The organism is Bradyrhizobium sp. (assembly GCF_030697065.1).
Classification (GTDB): Bacteria; Pseudomonadota; Alphaproteobacteria; order Rhizobiales; family Xanthobacteraceae; genus Bradyrhizobium.
In genome coordinates, this window is record NZ_JAUYQU010000107.1 from 1 (window position 1) to 20069 (window position 20069).

The 20069-nt window shown below is 64.7% G+C and carries 17 protein-coding genes; 6 read left to right on the forward strand and 11 right to left on the reverse strand.

Annotated elements, in window-relative coordinates; translation table 11 throughout:
- Positions 1-60: 60 nt before the first annotated feature.
- From Q8R73_RS08245 to Q8R73_RS08280, 8 genes are all read right to left on the reverse strand, one after another.
- Positions 61-1140, reverse strand: a complete 1080-nt coding sequence (locus Q8R73_RS08245; protein ID WP_305719052.1) for an isocitrate/isopropylmalate dehydrogenase family protein — start codon at positions 1138-1140, stop codon at positions 61-63.
- A gap of 171 nt (positions 1141-1311) precedes the next feature.
- Positions 1312-2379 (reverse strand): alcohol dehydrogenase, encoded by a 1068-nt coding sequence (locus Q8R73_RS08250; protein WP_305719053.1) that lies wholly within the window; start codon positions 2377-2379, stop codon positions 1312-1314.
- A 50-nt stretch (positions 2380-2429) separates the two neighbouring features.
- The gene (locus Q8R73_RS08255) at positions 2430-3419 is read right to left on the reverse strand and encodes an ABC transporter ATP-binding protein (RefSeq protein WP_371126058.1); all 990 of its coding nucleotides are present in this window, start codon (positions 3417-3419) and stop codon (positions 2430-2432) included.
- Complete coding sequence (locus Q8R73_RS08260) at positions 3416-4396, reverse strand: ABC transporter ATP-binding protein (RefSeq protein WP_371126059.1); 981 nt, start codon at positions 4394-4396, stop codon at positions 3416-3418. The genes Q8R73_RS08255 and Q8R73_RS08260 overlap by 4 nt, the downstream gene beginning before the upstream one ends.
- Positions 4397-4407: 11 nt before the next feature.
- Positions 4408-5277 carry an ABC transporter permease gene (locus Q8R73_RS08265; protein WP_305719055.1) on the reverse strand — a complete coding sequence of 290 codons (870 nt, stop codon included), beginning with the start codon at positions 5275-5277 and terminating at the stop codon, positions 4408-4410.
- Complete coding sequence (locus Q8R73_RS08270; protein WP_305719056.1) at positions 5264-6214, reverse strand: ABC transporter permease; 951 nt, start codon at positions 6212-6214, stop codon at positions 5264-5266. The genes Q8R73_RS08265 and Q8R73_RS08270 overlap by 14 nt, the downstream gene beginning before the upstream one ends.
- 6 nt (positions 6215-6220) lie before the next feature.
- Positions 6221-7777: an ABC transporter substrate-binding protein gene (locus tag Q8R73_RS08275; RefSeq protein WP_305719057.1), complete on the reverse strand. Its 1557-nt coding sequence runs from the start codon at positions 7775-7777 to the stop codon at positions 6221-6223.
- A 142-nt stretch (positions 7778-7919) separates the two neighbouring features.
- Positions 7920-9095 carry a CaiB/BaiF CoA-transferase family protein gene (locus Q8R73_RS08280; protein ID WP_305719058.1) on the reverse strand — a complete coding sequence of 392 codons (1176 nt, stop codon included), beginning with the start codon at positions 9093-9095 and terminating at the stop codon, positions 7920-7922.
- Positions 9096-9281: 186 nt separating this feature from the next.
- Between Q8R73_RS08280 and glgA the strand changes: the two genes are divergently transcribed.
- Positions 9282-10697 carry a glycogen synthase GlgA gene (glgA, locus tag Q8R73_RS08285; protein ID WP_305719059.1) on the forward strand — a complete coding sequence of 472 codons (1416 nt, stop codon included), beginning with the start codon at positions 9282-9284 and terminating at the stop codon, positions 10695-10697.
- A 45-nt stretch (positions 10698-10742) separates the two neighbouring features.
- Here glgA and Q8R73_RS08290 read toward each other — a convergent pair whose 3' ends face one another.
- Together Q8R73_RS08290 and Q8R73_RS08295 are read right to left on the reverse strand one after the other, a co-directional pair.
- On the reverse strand, positions 10743-12713 hold the full coding sequence (locus Q8R73_RS08290; protein ID WP_305719060.1) for an alkyl/aryl-sulfatase: 1971 nt from the start codon (positions 12711-12713) through the stop codon (positions 10743-10745).
- A gap of 67 nt (positions 12714-12780) precedes the next feature.
- Positions 12781-14025 carry an acyl-CoA dehydrogenase family protein gene (locus Q8R73_RS08295; protein ID WP_305719061.1) on the reverse strand — a complete coding sequence of 415 codons (1245 nt, stop codon included), beginning with the start codon at positions 14023-14025 and terminating at the stop codon, positions 12781-12783.
- A gap of 151 nt (positions 14026-14176) precedes the next feature.
- Here Q8R73_RS08295 and Q8R73_RS08300 point away from each other — a divergent pair, with 151 nt between their 5' ends.
- The 3 genes from Q8R73_RS08300 (at position 14177) to Q8R73_RS08310 (ending at position 17156) form a co-directional block, all read left to right on the forward strand.
- Positions 14177-14947 (forward strand): IclR family transcriptional regulator, encoded by a 771-nt coding sequence (locus Q8R73_RS08300; RefSeq protein WP_305719062.1) that lies wholly within the window; start codon positions 14177-14179, stop codon positions 14945-14947.
- Positions 14948-15019: 72 nt separating this feature from the next.
- Positions 15020-16000 (forward strand): tripartite tricarboxylate transporter substrate binding protein, encoded by a 981-nt coding sequence (locus tag Q8R73_RS08305; protein ID WP_305719063.1) that lies wholly within the window; start codon positions 15020-15022, stop codon positions 15998-16000.
- Positions 16001-16079: 79 nt separating this feature from the next.
- Positions 16080-17156, forward strand: a complete 1077-nt coding sequence (locus tag Q8R73_RS08310) for a tartrate dehydrogenase (protein WP_305719064.1) — start codon at positions 16080-16082, stop codon at positions 17154-17156.
- A gap of 91 nt (positions 17157-17247) precedes the next feature.
- Here Q8R73_RS08310 and Q8R73_RS08315 read toward each other — a convergent pair whose 3' ends face one another.
- Entirely contained in the window at positions 17248-18666 is a 1419-nt protein-coding gene (locus Q8R73_RS08315) for an APC family permease (protein ID WP_305719065.1), read from the reverse strand.
- 318 nt (positions 18667-18984) lie between these two features.
- Between Q8R73_RS08315 and Q8R73_RS08320 the strand changes: the two genes are divergently transcribed.
- Together Q8R73_RS08320 and Q8R73_RS08325 are read left to right on the forward strand one after the other, a co-directional pair.
- Positions 18985-19191 carry a hypothetical protein gene (locus tag Q8R73_RS08320; RefSeq protein WP_305719066.1) on the forward strand — a complete coding sequence of 69 codons (207 nt, stop codon included), beginning with the start codon at positions 18985-18987 and terminating at the stop codon, positions 19189-19191.
- Positions 19192-19455: 264 nt separating this feature from the next.
- Positions 19456-19671 (forward strand): hypothetical protein, encoded by a 216-nt coding sequence (locus Q8R73_RS08325; RefSeq protein ID WP_305719067.1) that lies wholly within the window; start codon positions 19456-19458, stop codon positions 19669-19671.
- Positions 19672-20069 lie beyond the last annotated feature (398 nt).

Consider the following 20069-nt stretch of genomic DNA (forward strand, 5'->3'; position numbering starts at 1 on the left):
TGGGTCCCTGCGTTCGCAGGGACGACGTTGAGAGATATCGCGCTACGCTCGCCGTCGTCCCTAAAGCGCCGCGATCACCGCCTTCGCGATATCCGCCGTGCCGTTGCTGCCGCCGAATTCCGTCGGCTTGATGCCGTCCGCATAGACCTTGTCGACGGCGCGCTCGATGCGCTCGCCCGCTTCGGCGGCGCCCTCGATGCCGTGCTTGTCGGCGAGCCAGTCCAGCATCATCGCGGTGGAGAGGATCATGCCGGTGGGATTGGCCTTGCCCTGCCCCATGATGTCGGGCGCGGTGCCGTGGCAAGGCTGGAAAACGGCGTGACGGTCGCCGATGTCGGCCGAGGGCGCCATGCCCATGCCGCCGATCAGCCCGGCGGTCAGGTCGGAGAGAATGTCGCCGAACATGTTTTCCGTCACCATGACATCGAAATCCCACGGCCGCTTCACCAGCAGCGCCGCGCAGGCGTCGATATACATGTGATCGGCCTTGACCGCGGGGTGATTTTTGGCGGCCTCGTCGAAAATCCCGCGAAAGAAGGCAAACGCCTTGAACACGTTGGCCTTGTCGACGCAGGCCAGCTGACCGGGCTTGCCGCGCGCCTTGCGGCGTTCGGCGAGCCGGAAGGAAAATTCGAACAATCTTTCCGAGGTTTTTCGCGTGATCACCAGCGTCTCGCGGGCCTCGGTGTCGGTGACGACGCCCTTGCCCATCGAGGCGAACAGGCCTTCGGTGGACTCCCGGATCAGGATCAGATCGATGCCACGCACATCGGCGCCGACGATCGGGCTCGGCACGCCCGGAATGAGCCGCGCCGGCCGCACCCCGGCATAGAGATCGAAATGAACCCGCAGCTCGATCTGCGGGGCGATCTCGGTGTTGTCGGGATAGCGCACCGACGGCAGGCCGCAGGCGCCGAGCAGGATGGCGTCGGCCTCGTCGCACAGCCGGATCGTGCTTTCCGGCATCGACTTCCCGGTCTCGCGATAATGGTTGGCGCCGGCCGGCGCCTCGGTGAAACGGAATTTGAGGTCCGTCGTCGCCTCGATCCTGCGCAGCACTTCGAGCGCCGGCGCCATCACCTCGGGGCCGATGCCGTCGCCGCCGAGCACGGCGATGTGGAGGGCGTTGTTGGCAGACATGGGCGTTCCTCGGCGAGAAAGAAAACATTGCATTCCGGGGCGATGCCACCGGGTCCGGCCTTCGGCCGGCTCGATGATAAACTCAGCATCGAACCCGGAATCTCGAGATTCCCCGGTGCGCAATTGCGCACCTGCGGTCTGGTCCTTCGGACCATCCCGGAATGCGGCAACCTACGGCGTCAGCACCGCGCGGCCGACCAGCTTGCCCTGCTGCAGATCGAGCAGGGCCTGGTTGGCCCGGGCCAGCGGCATCGTCGTCACCGGAATCGGTGCTATCTTCTTGCTCCGCACCAGATCGAGCAATTCCTTGGTCTCGCGGAGGTTGCCGACATAGCTGCCCTGGATGGTAACAGCCTTGATCGGGATCAGCGGCAGCGCCCATGGCGCGCCGCCGCCGAACAGGCCGACGATCACGAGCTTGCCTCCTTTCCCGAGACAGTCGAAGCCGAGCTGCGCGGTGGCGGCATTGCCGACCAGATCGATCACGGCGCGGATCGGACCGCCGGCGGCTTTTGTCAACTGCTCCAGCGCATCAGGTGCCTTGCCGTCGACGGTGGCGAGTGCGCCCGCCGCCATCGCGGCTTCGCGCTTGCGCGCATCGATATCGACGACGATGGCGCCCTTGCCGCCCATCGCCTTCAGCAGCGACAGCGCCATCAGGCCGAGACCGCCGGCGCCGAAGATCACGATCGGCGTGTTGAAATCCTTCTCGACCTTCTTCAGCGCGCTGTACGTGGTGACGCCGGAGCAGGCATAGGGCGCCGCGGTGACGGGATCGAGGCCCTCGAGGTTGATCAGGTATTTCGGGTGCGGCACCGTCATGTGATCGGCATAGCCGCCGTCGCAATAGACGCCGATCGCGTTCGGCTTGATGGCGCACATGTTCTCGTCGCCGCCGAGACAGGTCTCGCATTTGCCGCAGCCGAGCCAGGGATAGACCAGCACGACGTCGCCGACCTTGAGCCCGGAACTGTCCGCCTTGGCGTCCGGCCCGAGCGCCAGCACCTCGCCGACCGACTCATGCCCCATGGTCCGCGGCAGCGATACGCCGCGGTCCTTCAGCGACAGCGGCTTCCGGCCATGGCCGAGATCGTAGCCGCCTTCCCATATGTGCAGGTCGCTGTGGCAGACGCCCGCCGCCTTGACCTTGAGCAACACCTGGGTGCCGGAGGGCTGCGGTGTCGGCGCATCCACTTCCCGCAAGGGGGCGTTGAAATCGGCAACCTGGAAACTCTTCATCGCTTCTCTCCCGATGGTTTTTGTTTTTGATCCTTCCCGTTGTTAGACGCTTAGGCAGCCCCGATCAATGGATGATGGCAGGCGACGAACTGGCCCGGCGCGACCTCCCGAAGCTCCGGCACTTCGTCGCTGCAGCGCTGGTCCGCGCGCGGGCAGCGGGTGCGAAACCGGCAGCCGGAGGGAGGCGCGATCGGCGACGGCGGCTCGCCCACCGCCACGCTTTCGGCCGGCCGCACATCCGGATCCGGCACCGGGATCGCCTCGATCAGCAGCGCGGTATAGGGATGCGCCGGCTGCGCGAACAATTGCTCGGACGGACCGACCTCGCAGAGCCGGCCGAGATACATCACGGCGACGCGGTCGCTGACCGCCTTCACGACAGCCAGATCGTGGGCGATGAACAGCAGCGTCAGTCCGTAGCGCGCCTTCATCTCCTCGAGCAGGTTGAGTATCTGGGCGCGGATCGAAACGTCGAGCGCCGATACCGGCTCGTCGCAGATGATGAATTCGGGATTCAGCACCAGCGCCCGCGCGATGCAGATGCGCTGGCATTGGCCGCCGGAGAACTCGTGCGGCAGCCGTCCGATCACCAGCTGGGGATCGAGTCCGACCGCACCGAGCACGTCGTGGACCAGCTGCTCGCGCTTCTTTGCATCCCTGACGCCGGATATCACCAGCGGTTCGGCGATGATATCGCCGATCCGCCGCCGCGGGTTCAGCGAGGCGATCGGATCCTGGAAGATCAGTTGCACGCGCCGGCGTATTCGCCGCAGCGTATCGCCCTGCATCTCCGTGAGATCCTGGCCGTCGAACAGCACCTTGCCGGACACCGGCCTTCGCAACTGCAAGACTGCGCGGCCGAGCGTCGATTTTCCGCAGCCGGATTCACCGACCAGGCCCAGCGTCTCGCCGCGCGCGATGTCGAGGCTGACGCCGGACACCGCATGCACCGTCTTGTTGCCCACGGGATATTCGACGACGAGGTTTTCCACCCTGAGCAGGGGATCGTCGGAGACCGGTTGCGAAACGGGCTGCATCATGCGGGAACGCCGGCCACGGTGTTGAGCGGACGAAAGCAGGCGTACTGGTGCCCTGGCGAGTCCGCATCCTCCAGCCGCGGTTTTTCGATCTGGCATTGCGCCCATGCATACCGGCAGCGGGGCGAAAACGAACATCCCTTCAGCGGCCGGGTCGGATCCGGCGGACGCCCCGAAATCGCCGGCAGCGGCGTATGCGGTTTGGCGTCGATCTTCGGGATCGCCGCCAGCAGCGCCTCGGTGTAGGGCATCCGCATTCTCTTGAACAGATCGTGCGTCGGCGCGCGCTCGACGACGCGGCCGGCATACATCACCGCCACCTCGTCGGTGCGGCCGGCGACGACGCCGAGATCGTGGGTGATGATGATCATCGCCATGTGGCGGCGGCGCTGCTCGCGCGCCAGAAGATCGAGGATCTGCGCCTGGATCGTCACGTCGAGCGCGGTGGTCGGCTCGTCGGCGATCAGCAGTTTCGGTTCGCATGAAAGCGCGATGGCGATCGCGACGCGCTGCCGCATGCCGCCGGAAAGCTGGTGCGGATACTGCATCAGCCGCTGCTCCGGCGCGGGAATGCCGACCGCGGTCAGCAGTTCGATGCTGCGCAGTTTCGCGGCCTGGCCGTCGAGTTCGAGATGCTCCTGCAGCGTCTCGATCAGCTGGGTGCCGATGGTCAGCACCGGGTTAAGCGAGGTCATCGGATCCTGGAACACCACCGCGAGCGATCGGCCTCTCAGCTTGCGCAGGCGTTCGCGGTCGAGACGCACGAGATCCTGGCCGTCGAACATCACGCGGCCCGACAGCATGGCCTTTTTCGGCAGCAACTGGAGGATCGCGCGCGACAGCATGGTCTTGCCGCATCCGGATTCGCCGACGATGCCGAGCGTCCGCCCGGCGCCGACGCTCAGATCCACCCGGTCCACCGCGCGAAGATTGCCGCGCGGCGTCGGCAGGTTGACCGACACACCTTCGACGGAAAGCAATGCGGGTCCCGTCACAGCGCACCCTGACGCGGGTCGGTCAGAGCCCGCAGCGTGTCACCGACCAGGTTGAAGGAAAGCACCGTCAGGAACATGGTGGCCGCGGGAATGAAGGCGAGCCGGGGCGCGATCTCCAGGCTCTCGCGTCCCTCCCCGATCATGATGCCCCAGCTCGATATCGGCGGCGGCACGCCGAGCCCGAGAAAGGACAGCGCGCCCTCGACCACGATGGTGACGGCGACGCCGAGCAGGAAGAACGCGAACAGCGGCAGGAACACGTTGGGCAGCAGCTCGCGCAGCAGGATCCGCATATGACTGGCACCCAGCGCCTGGGCCGCGATCACGAATTCGCGCCGCGCCAGCGTCAGCGTCGTGGCCCGCGCCACCCGCATGAAGGCGGGGATGCCGAGCACGCCGAGAATGGCGGTCAGGTTGACCAGCGATTGCCCGAGATAGGCGGTCACGGCCAGCGCCAGGATCAGCGGCGGAAAGGCCAGCAAGGTATCCATGCTGCCGACCACCAGCGTCTCGAAGCGGCCGCGAAAGTAGCCGGCGAGAATGCCCAGCGCGCCGCCGATGGTGAGGCCGATGACCGGGGCGCACAGACCGACGATCAGCGAAATCCGCGCGCCGTGAATCAGCCGCGACAGCACGTCCCGCCCGAGTCCGTCGGTACCGAGCCAGTGCGCGGCCGACATCGGCGCGCGGCGCTCCAGCATGTCCATGTCGAACGGGCTCGGCAACGGCAACAGGTCGGCAAACGCGGCGAGCGCAAACACGAAGATCATCCAGCCGATCGCCAGCCAGAACAACAGCCCGAGCCGGCGCGTCCGCCGCGCCGGGCTGGCGACGTCCTGGTCGATACCGAGTTCAAGCGTGGCCATGACGAATCCTGGGATCGAGAACGGCGTAGAGCAGGTCGACGATGAAATTGATCATCACATAGCCAAGGGCGACGATCAGCACCACGCCCTGCAGGATGATCAGGTCGCGCGTGAAGATGGCGTTGAGCAGCAGCCGGCCGATCCCCGGCAGCGCGAAAATCGACTCGACGATGACCGTGCCGCCGATCAGGCGGCCGATATTGATGCCGGTCACGGTCACCAGCGTCAGCGAGGAGGGTTTCAGGGCATGCACCAGCAGGATGCGCGACGGCTTCAGGCCCTTGGCGCGCGCCATCGCGATGTAATCCTCCTGCAGCGTCGCGATCATGTCGGAACGCAGCACGCGCATCAGCACCGGCCATTCGCCGAGCGCCAGCGTCAGCGCCGGCAGCAGGAAGCAGCGCAGATTGCCGACCGGGTCCTCATGGAACGGGATATAGCCGGTCGCCGGCAGCCAGCGGAGTTCGACCGCGAACAGGTAGATCAGCAGGATGGCCGACAGGAATGCCGGCACCGAAAGCATGCTGAAGGCGGTGCCGGTCATGAAACGGTCGAAGGCGCTGCCGCTGCGCACCGCGCAGGCGATCGCCAGCGGAATGCCTATCGTCAAGGCACCGATCTGGGCCAGCAGCATCAGTTCCAGCGACACCGGCAGCCGCTCCGCTACCGCCTGCAGCACGGTCTGCCCGGTGCGGAACGATCGTCCGAAGTCGCCCTGCACCACATTGCCGAGCCAGGACAAATAGCGCCACCAGATCGGCTGATCGAGCCCCATGTCACGGCGCAGCGCCGCCACCTTCTCCGGCGTCGCCTGGTCGCCGAGGATGGTGTAGGCGAGATCGCCCGGCAGCAGCGACGCAATGAGGAACGTCAGCAGCGATACCGCGAGCAGAACCGGCACCAGATAGAGGAGCCTGCGCGCGACAAAACCCAGCATCGACGGTTATTCCAGCCAGACCCCGGAGACGTCGATCACCCCGCTGTACATTTTCGGCAAGCCCTTGAGCTTCGCGCTCGAGAGCGCGTAATAGGTGTTCTGGAACGTCCAGAACCAGATTGCCTCCTTGTTCACGAGGCGGCTGACCGCGCAGTAATCCTCGGTCCGCTTGGCCGGGTCGGCGGTAACCCGCGCACGCTCCAGCAACGCGTCGAGATCCGGGTTGGAATAGTTCGCCAGCGCCACCGGGCTGCCGGTGCGGAAATTGGCGTACATCTGGGCATCGGGATCGGCGAGATCGACGATCCGCCACGGCGTCAGCTGGAACTGGCGCATGAAGGCGCGCGGAACGATGGTCGCCTGATCGACCTGCTCGATTTCCATGTTGGCGCCGACCTGCTTCCAGAACTGCTGCAGCACCTGGCCGACCGTACGTCCGCGCGGCGTCGCGGTAACGATCGTCTTGAACTCGACCGGTTTGCCATAGTCCTTGATCAGCGCCTTGGCCTTTTCGACATCGAAAGGCAGCGCGCCGTCGTCCTTGCACTTGACCCACGAGCCGTCGCCGAAGGGATTGCTGGCGGGCCGGGCCAGGCCGTTGGTGATCGCCTGCGACATCTTCTTGCGATCGAGCGCCATCACCAGCGCCTGGCGCACCCGCACATCGTCGAACGGCGCGACCTTGGTGTTGAAGGCATAGACCTGGGCGCCGGAGCCCACATAGGTGTGAACCTTGAGCTTGGGGTCCTTCTCGGCCTTCTGGATATTGTCGGCGTCGTATTCATCGTCCCAGATGATATCCGCCTCGCCGGATTGCAGGCTGGCGAAGCGCGACTGCGCATCGGGCAACGGCTTCAGCACGATCCGGTCGAGATATTGCCGCTCCTTGTTCCAGTAGTCCGGATTGCGCTCGAGCACCATCCGATCGCCCGCGGCCCAGGACTTGATGATGTAGGGGCCGGTACCGACGGGATTGCGGCTGTACTCGTCGCCCTTGGCCTTCCACGCCGTCGGCGACTGCATCACCCAGTTCGAGCTCGGAATGGTGACGAGCGCCGGGAAGTTCACCGACGGATCCTTCAGATTGTACACCACGGTCAGTTCGTCCGGCGCCTGCACGCCGGTGATGCCGGCAATGTAGAACGCGCAGCGGCATTTGTTGGCCGGATCCTTCTGGCGGTCGAAGTTTGCCTTCACGGCTTCGGCGTTGAACGGCGTGCCATCGTGAAACTTGACGCCGGGCCGCAGCTTGAAGGTCCAGTTCTTGAAATCCTCCGAGGAACTCCACGACAGCGCGAGCTTCGGCTGCGTGACGCCCTTGTCGTCGAGAAAGGTGAGCGTGTCGAATATCGCCGCGGCCGCCGTTCCCGCGGCCGTATCGAACACGCCGACCTTGAGCGGATCGAAGCCGGGAATATCGAGCTCGAGGCCCATGGTGATGCTGCCGCCCTTTTTCTGGGCGCTGGCGGGATCTGCGATCAAGGGGCTTGCGATCAGCGCAAGTCCGAACAAGGCGACATTGAAAAATGGCGCAGGCGCGCGCGAGCGGATTGCCGCTTTCATCTGATGCTCCCTCCAAGACCCTGCGTCCGGTATTCCGGATCGTCGATGACTGTGCGGCAGATTGGCTGGAATCGCGGTCGTCGGCAAGGCCGCAGGCTGGGCAGCGGATGAAAAGCCGCAGCTTGCGGGCCGGCGCGCGTCGTCAACCCTGCGTTGTCGCCTTCCGCTTGCCCGTGAAGGTTGCGATTTCGTCTTCCGAAAGCCCGGTCTCTCGCAGATACGCCGCCGTGTGCTCCCCCAGCGTCGCCATCCGCCTGGCCGCGGAGACCCCCGCCCCGGACATCCGGAACGGCAGGTTCAGAACCTTGAACGTGCCGCCGCCATCCTCGACCTCGGCGAGCGCGCCGCGATGCGCGATCTGCGGATCGGCCAGCGCCTGCGCCACCGTGCGATAGGCCGAACTCGGGACCCCCTCGCCGTTCAGCGCAACGAGGCATTGTTCGGTCGTCACCGCGCCCGACCAGGCTTCGACGCCCTCCATCAGGCTCGCCCAATTGTCGCGGCGATCGGCATAGGCGGCAAAACGCGGATCGCTGACCCATTCCGGATGCCCGATCACCTTCATCAGGCTCTGGAAGGTCTTCTCGCTGGCGATCGCGACCATCACATATCCATCCGCGGTCGCGATCGGCCCGAACATCGGGCGCTGGGTCGGCTTCACCGCGAATTGCGACCACTGCAATTCGTTGAGCGTGAGACTGAGCATCGATTCCAGCATCGAGACGTCGATGTGCTGGCCGAGCTGGGTGCCGTGGCGCTGGTACAGCGCCGCCGAAATGGCGCCGAAGGCATAGACGCCGGTCAGCACGTCGGCGTGATAGATGCCGCAATAGTCCGGCCGGCTTCGCCCGGGCTGGTAGGCCAGATGCGCCATCTCGTAACCGGAAGCGGCGTGGATCACCGGCGCATAGGCCGGCAGTTCGGCCGACGGCCCGGTCTGTCCGTATCCGGAGATCGAACAATAGATCAGCTTCGGATTGATCCCCTTCAGCGCATCGTAGTCCAGCTTCAGCCGGCGCATCACCCCGGGGCGAAAATTCTCCACCAGCACGTCGGTGCTGGCGATCAGCCGGCGGATGACCTCGATCCCGCCTGATGATTTCAGGTCGAGCACCAGGCTGTTCTTGCCGATATTGAGCTGGCCGAATGCGGTGCTGCATTGGTTGCGCACCGGCGGACGCGTCCGCATCGTCTCGCCTTCGGATGTCTCGATCTTGATGACCTCCGCCCCCATGTCGGCCAGCATCCGGGTGCAATGCGGACCGGCAATGGTGGTCGAGAAATCGAGCACGCGCAGGCCTTCGAAACTCTTTGTCAAATTACCCTCATCCTTGTCGGCTACCGTCGTTGCTTATTTCCGGACGCCTGCTCCGGCGCGGCGGACCCTAAATTGCGCGGCACGACCTGGGAAGTGCCTCCCCCCGATCCCCGTTCGCCTGATCCTCTTGCAAAAACTGGAACCATTCTTGCATGATTTGAATTGGCGCTGGTACGGGGGCATTTCTTGAAGGTCTTGTTCGTTACCACGGAAATGGATGACTTCGTCCGGGTGGGCGGACTCGCGGCCGTTTCGGCGGCCCTGCCACGGGCGCTACGCTCGCTCAGCGACGTCAGGATCATCCTTCCCGGCTACCGCGACGTGGTCGAACAATTCCTGCACATTCAGATCGTCGGCCACTGTCCGGCGCTGGCGGAGATGCCGGCCTGCTCGCTCGGGCTGACAGCGACCAAAGACGGGCTGCCGATCTACGTCCTGCTCTGCCCGGAACTCTATGACCGGCCCGGCAATCCCTATGGCGATCCCTCGGGTCGGGACTGGCCCGACAACGACGTGCGATTCGCCCGATTCGCCTCGGCCGCGGCCCAGCTTGCGGCAGGCACACTGGACCAAAATTGGGCAGCGGATCTGGTTCACGTCAATGACTGGCAGGCTGCCCTCGTGCCGGCCTATCTCGCATGGAACGCCGTCAGGATCCCCAGCATCCTGACCATCCATAACCTCGCCTATCAGGGCCTGTTCCCGAAGAACTCGCTGCGCCGGATCGGTGCGCCCGAATCCTCGTTTCACATCGACGGCCTCGAATTCTACGACAAGCTTTCCTTCCTCAAGGGCGGCATCGTCTATGCGTCGCATCTGACCACCGTCAGCGAAAATTACGCACGCGAGATCACGACGCCCGAATTCGGCTGCGGGCTGGAGGGCCTGCTTCGGCTGCGCTCCGACGCCGCCCAGCTCACGGGAATCCTCAACGGCATCGACGAGAGCTGGGACCCCCGCGTCTGCGCCCAGCTGGCGCAGCCGTTCGGCGCCGGGGACTGGACCGGCAAGCAGGCGAACTCCGATTACGTCCGCCAGCAATTCGGCCTCGCTTTGTCGCGCGGCCCGATTTTCGGGCTGGTCGCGCGGCTGGTGCACCAGAAGGGCGTCGACCTCGTGCTGGCGGCCGCGGACGAGATCATCGCCTCCGGCGGCCAGATCATCGTGACCGGCAGCGGCGAGCCCGCCATCGAGCAGGCGCTGGTCGATGCGCATCGCCGCCGGCCCGACGCGATCGGCGTCGCCATCGGTTTCAACGACGGCCAGGCAAGGCGGATTTTCGCCGGCAGCGATTTTACCCTGATGCCGTCGCGGTTCGAGCCTTGCGGCCTCAGCCAGATGTATGCGCAGCGGTTCGGCTCGCTGCCGATCGGCCACCAGACCGGCGGCCTCGCCGAAACCATCAAGGATGGCGAGACCGGGTTCCTGTTCGATCGTCCTTCGACCGAATCCTTTCTCGGCGGCGTCCGGCGCGCCTTCTCGGCCTTCAACGCCAAGGACCGGCTCGACACCATGCGCCGCAGCGCCATGTCGCGCTCGTTCAGTTGGAGGCAATCGGCCTCGCTTTACAACGCCCTTTACCGCAAGACCGCAACGCCCTGACAGCGACCCTTTCGCTTCGCGGCCATGACGGCATGCAATCGTCGCCTAACTCACCGGCGTCCGCTTCGGCTCCACGATCTCGAACATGCGCGGAAACTCGTCCATCAGCGCCATCAGTTCGCCGAGCCGCATCGGATTGCCGCTGAACTTGATCGCGCCGCTGCCGACGGCCTCCTGGAACGTCGTCAGCTTCGCGATCACTTCGTCGAGCGTGCCGCGCGGCAGCGTGAAGCCGGCGTCGGCGGTAGCCGCCTGCGCACCCGCGACGTAGGTCAGCGCGCAATTCTCCAGCGTAAGAACGAACGTTTCGCCGGTATCGGTAAAATTCCAGTTGATCACGATGTGCTTGCCCTCGGCCTTCGGGCCATTGAGCCTGATGCCGAGAACGTCCCACAATTGCTCGGTACGCAGCGCCGCCAGCGTTTCGCGCGGCATCGCCGAACGGGCCGGCACCTTCGGCATGCCCTGCCGCAGTTCCTGCGCGCCGAACAGATAGGCGTTGCGCCAGGTCGCGCTTTCGGCTGCATAGCCGAGTTGCTCCAGCGTATCGGCCAGCAGCGCGCGGGCGGCCTGATGGTCGGGATCGGCGAACACCAGATGGCTGAGCGCCTGGGCGATGAATCGAAATTCGCCCCTGGCGAAGTCCTGGCTCGCGCGCGCCAGGATCGCTTCGGCGCCGCCCATATACTCGACGTACTTTTTGCCGGCCGCGACCGGCGGCAGCGGATCCAGATTGACCGGATTGGCGTCGTACCAACCGAGATATTTCTGGTAGATCGCCTTCACATTGTGCCGGATGTGGCCGTAGTAGCCGCGCGCGTGCCAGGCGCCGTCGAGGCTGGCCGGCAGCTTGATCGTTTCGGCGATTTCGGCGGCGGTGAGGCCATGGTTCATCAGGCGGATGGTCTGGTCGTGGGCAAACTTGTAGAGGTCGCGCTGCTGGCGGATCATGGTGTCGATGCGATCCGTTCCCCACACCGGCCAGTGGTGCTGTCCGCACATCGCATCGGCCTTGCCGCCCCACATCTGCAAGGCTTCGCCGAGATATTTCGACCAGGCCAGCGCATCGCGCACGTCGGCGCCGCGGAACGGCAGCAGATTGTGGAAATTATGCGTACAATTCTCCGCCAGGTTCAGCAGCCTGTAGCGCGGAATGAAGAAATGCATCTCTGCCGGCGCCTCGGAATTCGGCGCCATCTGGAATTCGAACGCGACGCCGTCGATGGTCCTGGTGTCGCCGGTGGCCATGATCAGATCGGTCGGCCGCACCAGGGAGACCGCGCCCACCGCCATCGATTTGCCGAGACCGCAATCGACCTGCCCGCGCGGGCCTTTGGCCAGCAGCGGCCCGAACTGATACTGCGCGCGCCGCAGCATGGCGGGGCCGGCGATGATGTTTTCCGAGACCGCATGCTCCATGAACAGATTGGGCGCGATGACAGGAACCTTGCCGCCGGCCAGCGTCTCCTCGTCGAGCACGCCGCGCGCGCCGCCCCAATGGTCGGTATGCGTGTGGGTGAAGATGACGGCTGCCACCGGGCGCTGTCCGCGGTGCTGGAAATACAGCGCCATCGCGGCGCGGGCGCCTTCGATCGAGGTCAGCGTATCCACCACGATCACGCCGCTGTCGCCTTCGATCAGCGTCATGTTGGCGATGTCGAGGCCGCGCACCTGATAGACGCCGGGCACGACTTCGAACAGGCCGTGGTTCATGTTGAGCCGCGACTGCCGCCACAGGCTCGGATCCACCGTCGGCGGCGCGTCGGCTTCGGACAGGAAGCCGTAGGGCTCGAGGCTCCAGACCACCCTGCCCTGCGCAGACGTGATCCGCGCATGGTCCACCGTGCCGAGAAAGCCGCGCGCCGCTTCGTCGAAATCGCGCATATCGGAGAACGGTAGCGACTTCAGCGTCGCCGCATGCTGCGCGAGCACGGGCGCCGAGGCGTCCTTCGGGGTTTCCTTCGAAGTTTCCTTCGAAGTTTCCTTGGGCGCTTCGCCGGTGCCTGTTTGGGTCATGCTGTTTTTGCTCCCTCGCGCAGAACTGTTTTCTGATCCCGTCATGGCCGGGCATGACGAACTTAAATCAAGGCGTGCGCGCCGCCAGATAAGGCGAATCCGCGATTCCCCATGACGGCATCGCTTCCATCCTGAAAATCTGCCGCAGGTGCACCTCGTCCGGCCCGTCGCCGATGCGCAGCAGGCGTCCCCAGGCAAGCGCCTGGTGGATCGGGGTATCGTCGGATCCGCCCATCGCGCCGAACACCTGCATGGCGCGGTCGGCGATCCGCTGCAGCATGGCGGGAACGGCGACTTTTATCAGCGAGACATCCCGCCACGCGCCATGGTGGCCGGTCTGGTCGAGCCGCCATGCGCAGCGATAGGCCAGCAGCCGCGCCTGCTCGAGCTCGACGCGGGATTCGGCGATCCAGCGCTGCACGGTATCGTATTGAATGATGGGGCGTCCGAAGGCCGAACGCTCCGCCGAGCGTGCCATCATCAACTCGATCAGCAGTTCGCACAGCCCGATCGAGCGCATGCAATGGTGAATGCGCGCCGGGCCAAGCCGGATCTGCGCGACCTTGAAACCCTCGCCTTCCGCGCCGAGCAGGTTTGCGGCGGGTACGCGCACGTTCTCAAAAGTGAGTTCGCCGATCGGCGCGGTATGATCCTCGCAGCCCATCCAGCGCAGCGAACGCACCAGCCGGACACCGGGCGCCTGCATCGGCACGATGATGCAGGAATGGCGGCGGGTGCGGTCGGCTTGCGCATCGGTGACGCCCATCACGATCAGAAAACTGCAGCGCGGATGCGCGGCGCCGGTGATGAACCATTTGCGCCCGTTGATGATGTAGTCGTCGCCGTCGCGGACCATGCGGGTCGCGATATTGGTCGCGTCCGACGAGGCGACGTCGGGCTCGGTCATGCCGAAGGCCGAACGGGTTTGGGCGTCGAGCAGCGGGCGCAGCCAGCGCGCCTTCTGGTCCGGCGTGGCGCAGTTCTGCAGCGCGATCATGTTGGGCACGTCGGGCGCCTGGCAGTTGAAGACCTCGGAGGCCCAGAACAGCCGCCCCATGATCTCGGCAAGCGGCGCATATTCGAGGTTGGAGAGCCGCGTCCCCGGCTCGTCACCGGCGAGTTCGGGCAGGCCGAGATTCCACAGCCCCGCCTCCCGCGCCTTCTGCTGCAACCCGGCCATGAAGGGCGGCGTCTCGCGGCTTTCGGCGACATGCGCGAGCCAGGTGCGATGGCGCGGCAACACTTCGCTGTCGAAGAAGGCTGCAAGCCGCGCCCGCCACTGCTCCGACCGAGCGGATAGATCGAAATCCATAATGCCTCCCAAAGAGGCGACATCTAAACGTATACCGGTACGAATTGCAAATTCGTTTCGATATATTGACAGACGACGATATTCTGACCATTATTTTGGCATGGCCGCAACTTCCCCCCTGAGCCGATCCGCCCCGTCCCGGCCGAAAGCCGTGGCCGATCACAGCGATCCGTCCTTCGCGACCACGCTGGCGCATGGGCTCGACGTGCTGGCCGCGTTCCGCAACGGCGCCGGCTCGCTCTCGAACGCGGACCTCGCCGCCAGCACCGGCCTGTCGCGGCCGACGGTGTCGCGACTGACCTACACGCTGGCGCAACTCGGCTATCTCAAGCGCGACGCCAGGGGCCGCTTCGAACTCGGGCTCGGCATCCTGGCCGCGGCCTATCCCGTGCTTTCGCCGCTTAAGGTCCGGCAACTGGCGCGGCCGCTGATGCGCGACTTCGCGGCCTACACCGGCGGCACGGTATCCATCGCGATGCCGTTCGGCCTCGACTTCATCTATGTCGAGACGCTGCGCACCACCGACGCGGTGCCGCACATGCCCGACGTCGGCTTTACGGGCACGATGGCGACCACCGCGGTCGGCCGCGCGCTGCTGTCGCTGTTCACCGCGGACGAACTCGGCAGCTACGTGAAAACCGTGAAAGCGGAGCGTCCGGAAGAACTGAAATACGTGCAGACGCGGACGCTGCCCGACATGGAGCTTTGCAAGGAGCGCGGGTTCGCCATTTCGCTCGGCGAATGGCGGCGCGAGATCTTCGGCGTGGCTGCGCCGCTGTACCGCACGGCGAGCGGCGACTGCCTGTCGGTGAATTGCGGCATTCCCTCGTTTCGCTTCAGCGCCGAGCAGATCGAGCGCGAATGCGGGCCGCGCATCCTCGGCCTCGCCCGCAGCATCAAGTCACTTGTCGCCAACGAATAGGGTTTCATCGCCACAATAGCAGACCAAGACAAACGACATCGCTCGAACGATGTTCATACATGGGAGGGGAAAATGAGGGGCATCCGGGCCTTTGGCTTCGCCACGGGCATCATCGCATCGTTGCTTGTCAGCGTTGCCGGCGCATCCGCGCAGGACAGCTGGCCGAACCGCGCCATCCATATCGTGGTGCCCTACCCCGCCGGCGGCATCGTCGATATCGTCGCCCGCACCGTGACCGACCAGGTCGGCCGCGACCTCAAACAGACGATCGTCGTGGAGGCCAGGCCCGGCGGCAACAGCAACATCGGCACCGCATCGGTCGCGCGCAGCGATCCCGACGGCTACACCTGGCTGGTCACCGGACCGGCGGTGCTGGTCAACCCCACGCTTTACAAGGAGGCCGGATGGGACCCGATGCAGGGTTTCAAATGCGTCGGGCTGGCGATCTGGAATCAGAGCGTGGCGGTCGTCAACGCCTCGATGCCGGCCAATACGCTCAAGGAGTTTCTCGAACTGGCGCGCAGCAAGCCCGGCCATTACAATTTCGGCAATCCCGGCACAGGCTCATCGATCGATCTGACCGCGCAGAAACTGTTCCAGACCGCGGGCGTCAAGCTCACCAATGTCGGCTACAGGGGCCAGCCGCCGGCGCTGATCGACCTGATCACCAACCTGATGCATTTCGAAATCGTCTCGCTGGCGCTGGCCTTGCCGCACATCAAGCAGGGCACCATCAAGCCGCTCGCGGTGTTCACGGAAAAGCGCATCGCGTCGTTGCCCGACGTGCCGACCATCGCCGAGGCCGGCTATCCCGGCGCATCCTACGTTTCGTGGTACGGCATCTACGTGCCCTCGGCGACGCCGGATGCGATTGCCGAAAAGATCAATCAGGCCATCAACAAGGCGCTGTCCAATCCGGAGGTGCAGCGCCAGCTTGCGGTGGCCGATATTCCGGGCAAGCCGATGTCGCTGCAGGAACTGGCGGCGCTGATGAAAGCCGACCACGGCAAGCTGACGGCGGTGGTCAGGGAGTCCGGGATGAAGGCGCAGTGATACGCTGAAGGAATTAAGCTTTCCGCCCCACAGGCGATCAACCAACGAAGCGCGACGGCGCGCGGTCCGGAGAATTGTCATGAAGACCTACGCCATCGCAGCGATCCCGGGCGACGGGATCGGCACAGAAGTCATTGCCGCCGGCGTCGAGGTCCTGCACGCCCTCGCCCGGCGCGACGGCAGCTTCGCGTTCAAGGTCGATCATTTCGACTGGGGCTCCGAATACTACAAGAAGCACGGCATCATGATGCCCGGGGACGGCCGCGACCGGATCAAGGGACACGACGCCATCCTGTTCGGCTCGGCCGGCGCGCCGGACGTGCCAGACCACATCACGTTGTGGGGCCTGCGGCTCGCGATCTGCCAGCCGTTCGATCAATACGCCAATGTCCGACCGACCCGCATCCTGCCCGGGATCACCAGCCCGCTGCGCAACGTTCACGGCAAGGAACTCGACTGGGTCATCGTCCGCGAAAACTCGGAAGGCGAATATGCGGGGGTCGGCGGCCGCGTGCACCAGGGCTTGCCGCTCGAGGTCGCGACCGACGTGTCGATCCTGACGCGGGCCGGCGTCGAGCGCATCATGCGTTTCGCATTCCGGCTGGCGCAGTCCCGCCCGCGAAAACTGTTGACCGTCGTGACCAAGTCCAACGCGCAGCGCCATGCCATGGTGATGTGGGATGAAATCGCCGTCGAGATCGCCGCCGAATTCAAGGACGTCACCTGGGACAAGATGCTGGTGGATGCCATGACCATGCGGATGGTCATGAAGCCGGAGACCATTGATACCGTGGTCGCGACCAATCTGCATGCCGATGTGCTGTCGGATCTCGCCGCGGCGCTCGCCGGCTCGCTCGGCATCGCGCCGACCGCCAACCTCAATCCGGAGCGAACGTATCCCTCGATGTTCGAGCCGATTCACGGCTCGGCCTTCGACATCATCGGCAAGGGCATCGCCAATCCGATCGGCACGTTCTGGTCTTCCGTCATGATGCTGGAGCATCTCGGCGAACCGGTCGCCGCGACACGGTTGATGCAGGCGATCGAGCGCGTCACCGCCGACCCGCGCTTTCACACACCGGACCTCGGCGGCAAGGCCCGGACCACCGAAGTCACGGCTGCCGTCATCGATTCCATCCACGGCGCCAACGACTGAGCCGGAGCGGCGACGATAACGAGAACAAGCGCCTTCTTCTCCCGTCCCCGCCACGCGCAAGAGCGCGTGGAAGGTGGGGAGTAGATGCATCCTAGTTTTTCGGCCCGCGGCGGCCGAAGTCTTCCCTGTCGGGATCCACCGGCTTCACCCCGGTCGCGCGGTTGAACATGACCGTGACGAACCAGAGACCGATGCCGATCGCAAGCAGCACGCCGGCGACGTGGTATTGAACCACGGCACGGCCGGTCCACGGGCCGGTCAGAAAGGCGCAGAACACGGCGCCCAGGATCGGCAGAAAGGTCGGCGTGCGAAAATGCTGGTGCTCCACGGGATCGCGCCGCAGCACCAGCACCGCGACATTCACCACGGTAAACACGCAGAGCAGCAGCAGCGCCGTGGTGCCTCCGAGAGCCGGCACCTCGCCTACGAAGGTGATCAGCGCGAATGCCAGCAGCGTGGTGAAACCGATCGCCACATAGGGCGTGCGCCGCGTCCGATGCACCCTTCCCAGCGCGGGCGGCAGCACATGTTCGCGGCTCATGCCATACACCAGCCGGCTGGCCATCAGCATGTTGATCAGCGCGCTGTTCGCCACCGCGAACATGGTGATGAAGCCGAAGATCCACAGCGGAAAGTTCGGCGCGCCCTGCTGCACCACCTGCAGAAGCGGCGTCTCGCCCTCGGCCAGCTTCTCCGGCGCCACCAGCGTGATCGCCGAAATCGAGACGAGGACATAGATGGCGCCGGTAATCGCGAGGCCGGCGAGCAGCACCCTGGGGAAATTACGGGTCGGGTCCTTGCATTCCTCGGCCATGTTGACCGAGTCCTCGAAGCCCACCATCGCAAAGAAGGCCAGCGTGGTCGCCGCGATCACCGGCCAGAACATGCCGCCGTCAGGCGTCGAGCGAAACTCGAGGACGCGGGAAACATCGCCCTGGCCGAGGCCGATCGCCCAGAGCCCGATGATGATGACGATCAGCAATCCCGTCAGTTCGACGCAGGTCAGCACCACATTGGCCTTCACGCTTTCGCCGACGCCGCGGAAATTGACGGCGGCGACGACCGCCATGAATACCAGGCCCGTGACGGTGATGCCCCAGCCCGAAAGGCCGAGATCCATCGCGCTCGACATGTTGGCGGCGAACGCCCGCGATGCCGTCGACGCCGAGGTAATCCCCGAGCACATCACCGCAAACGCCACGATGAAGGTAATGAAATGGATGCCAAAGGCCTTGTGGGTGTAGAGCGCGGCGCCCGCCGCCTTCGGGTATTTGGTGACCAGTTCGAGATAGCTGAACGCGGTGATGAGCGCGACCACGAAGGCGACCAGGAACGGCAGCCAGACGACGCCCCCCACCTGCTTCGCGACCTGGCCGGTCAGCGCATAAATTCCGGTGCCGAGGATATCGCCGACGATGAACAGCAGCAGCAGCCAGGGGCCCATGACCCGGTGAAGGCTTGGTTCGACGCTGCTGGATGGAGGAGATGCGTTGGCAGGGACATCGGTCATCGAAAATCCTCTCGCACAGGTTGTCGAGTGTATCGACAGTCAAAGGCCGGCCGCAATAGACGTTTCCACAAGATGGCCTCCGTTCCGCCGTGATCGGCGGAACCCGCGATCTCGAATGTCGACGCGCGATGTCCGCTGGCGCGATACATCGATTTGTCGTCGCGCATCTTCGTGTCACGCTCATCCGTGCAGCGGGGCGCGAAGGTCCAAAAAAAATGCACGATGAATGCTATTTAACCTCGCGTTAACGGTCACCTGTACCTATCTGTAATCAGGGAAGAGATTCGCTCAAGGACAACTCCGCAAAGGAGCCATCTTATGGCGAACGTACTTGCAACTGGGGCCTGGCTTTCTGCCCCGACCAAAAAACCTTCCTTTTTCGCACGAATGTTGCGCGTCCACATCGAATCTCGTCAACGACGGGCCGAGCGCGAGGTCGAGCATTACCTTGCCGTCCGCGGGCTGAAGCGGACGGACGGCGGCGAGCGTCAAATCGAACGTCTCTTCATGAAAGCGGGCCGGTAGCCATGATCACACTCATCATCTTGCAGGTGGCACACAGGCTCGCTCGTCTCGGCAAGGACGTGTCGGAAACATGGCGCGAAACCCAACGCCTTCGTCAGGCCCTTCCGGGGCCGACCGAGGAGTAGTCACAACCCGTTTCGCACCCGCCTGAGCGGCGGGTTTCGCGGCGCCGTTTGCCGGATGGAACCCGCTTGCCCAGTTACGCTCTTGACGCAGCCGCGCGCTGGGCCAGAATGCCCTGCACGTTGCGCCGGGAGCACTCATATGAGATTCTTGATTACTGCGCAGGATACGGCGGGAAGCGTCACGCTCAACCGGGAGTCGGTCCCGGCCGCATTGAAGAAGGCCGGGGAACTGATTTCGGACGGTTGCTGGGACGTTGAGATCGCTGCGCCCGACGGGACGGTCTATCGCCCTGGCCAATTCGATCAGTTGAAGGACCATGTCGGCACCGCCGACTTGTCGCCGGCAGCGCATTAGCGGGATCGCCGTGTTGGCGATCGATGTCCGCCTCGTGGCGACGGACGGAGAAAACTCGCCGGCGATATCTCGTCATCGGGTGCCGAAGTCTTGATGAACCGGCGTGCACGCAACCACTGATTTGTCGAGCCGATTCAACACGGCCGACCCGACGGGCAAATCAGTTCGGTTTATCGGAATTAATGTCAAGCCCCTCGCGCAAAAATAATTCTGTTTACCAGAAATCATGATCGCGCTATATGTCTCGCCATCCCGTCCCATTCACAAGGGGCGTTGCGCAAGGTCACCAGTGCGGGACGGGGATGCGGTGGACGCGGATGGCGCTCCTGACCAGGGCGCCTGAAACGGATGCGAAATCGTGCGGTCCTGACACCTCGGTGCTGGTGTCAAGCTTGCGG

Excerpts from the sequence above, each read along its gene's own strand:
- Q8R73_RS08275 (WP_305719057.1), bottom strand. The coding sequence starts at position 7,777 with ATGAAAGCGGCAATCCGCTCGCGCGCGCCTGCGCCATTTTTCAATGTC.
- Q8R73_RS08320 (WP_305719066.1), top strand. The coding sequence starts at position 18,985 with ATGGCGAACGTACTTGCAACTGGGGCCTGGCTTTCTGCCCCGACCAAA.
- Q8R73_RS08305 (WP_305719063.1), top strand. The coding sequence starts at position 15,020 with ATGAGGGGCATCCGGGCCTTTGGCTTCGCCACGGGCATCATCGCATCG.
- Q8R73_RS08250 (WP_305719053.1), bottom strand. The coding sequence starts at position 2,379 with ATGAAGAGTTTCCAGGTTGCCGATTTCAACGCCCCCTTGCGGGAAGTG.
- Q8R73_RS08290 (WP_305719060.1), bottom strand. The coding sequence starts at position 12,713 with ATGACCCAAACAGGCACCGGCGAAGCGCCCAAGGAAACTTCGAAGGAA.
- Q8R73_RS08265 (WP_305719055.1), bottom strand. The coding sequence starts at position 5,277 with ATGGCCACGCTTGAACTCGGTATCGACCAGGACGTCGCCAGCCCGGCG.
- Q8R73_RS08270 (WP_305719056.1), bottom strand. The coding sequence starts at position 6,214 with ATGCTGGGTTTTGTCGCGCGCAGGCTCCTCTATCTGGTGCCGGTTCTG.
- Q8R73_RS08325 (WP_305719067.1), top strand. The coding sequence starts at position 19,456 with ATGAGATTCTTGATTACTGCGCAGGATACGGCGGGAAGCGTCACGCTC.
- Q8R73_RS08255 (WP_371126058.1), bottom strand. The coding sequence starts at position 3,419 with ATGATGCAGCCCGTTTCGCAACCGGTCTCCGACGATCCCCTGCTCAGG.
- Q8R73_RS08315 (WP_305719065.1), bottom strand. The coding sequence starts at position 18,666 with ATGACCGATGTCCCTGCCAACGCATCTCCTCCATCCAGCAGCGTCGAA.
- Q8R73_RS08295 (WP_305719061.1), bottom strand. The coding sequence starts at position 14,025 with ATGGATTTCGATCTATCCGCTCGGTCGGAGCAGTGGCGGGCGCGGCTT.
- Q8R73_RS08245 (WP_305719052.1), bottom strand. The coding sequence starts at position 1,140 with ATGTCTGCCAACAACGCCCTCCACATCGCCGTGCTCGGCGGCGACGGC.
- Q8R73_RS08310 (WP_305719064.1), top strand. The coding sequence starts at position 16,080 with ATGAAGACCTACGCCATCGCAGCGATCCCGGGCGACGGGATCGGCACA.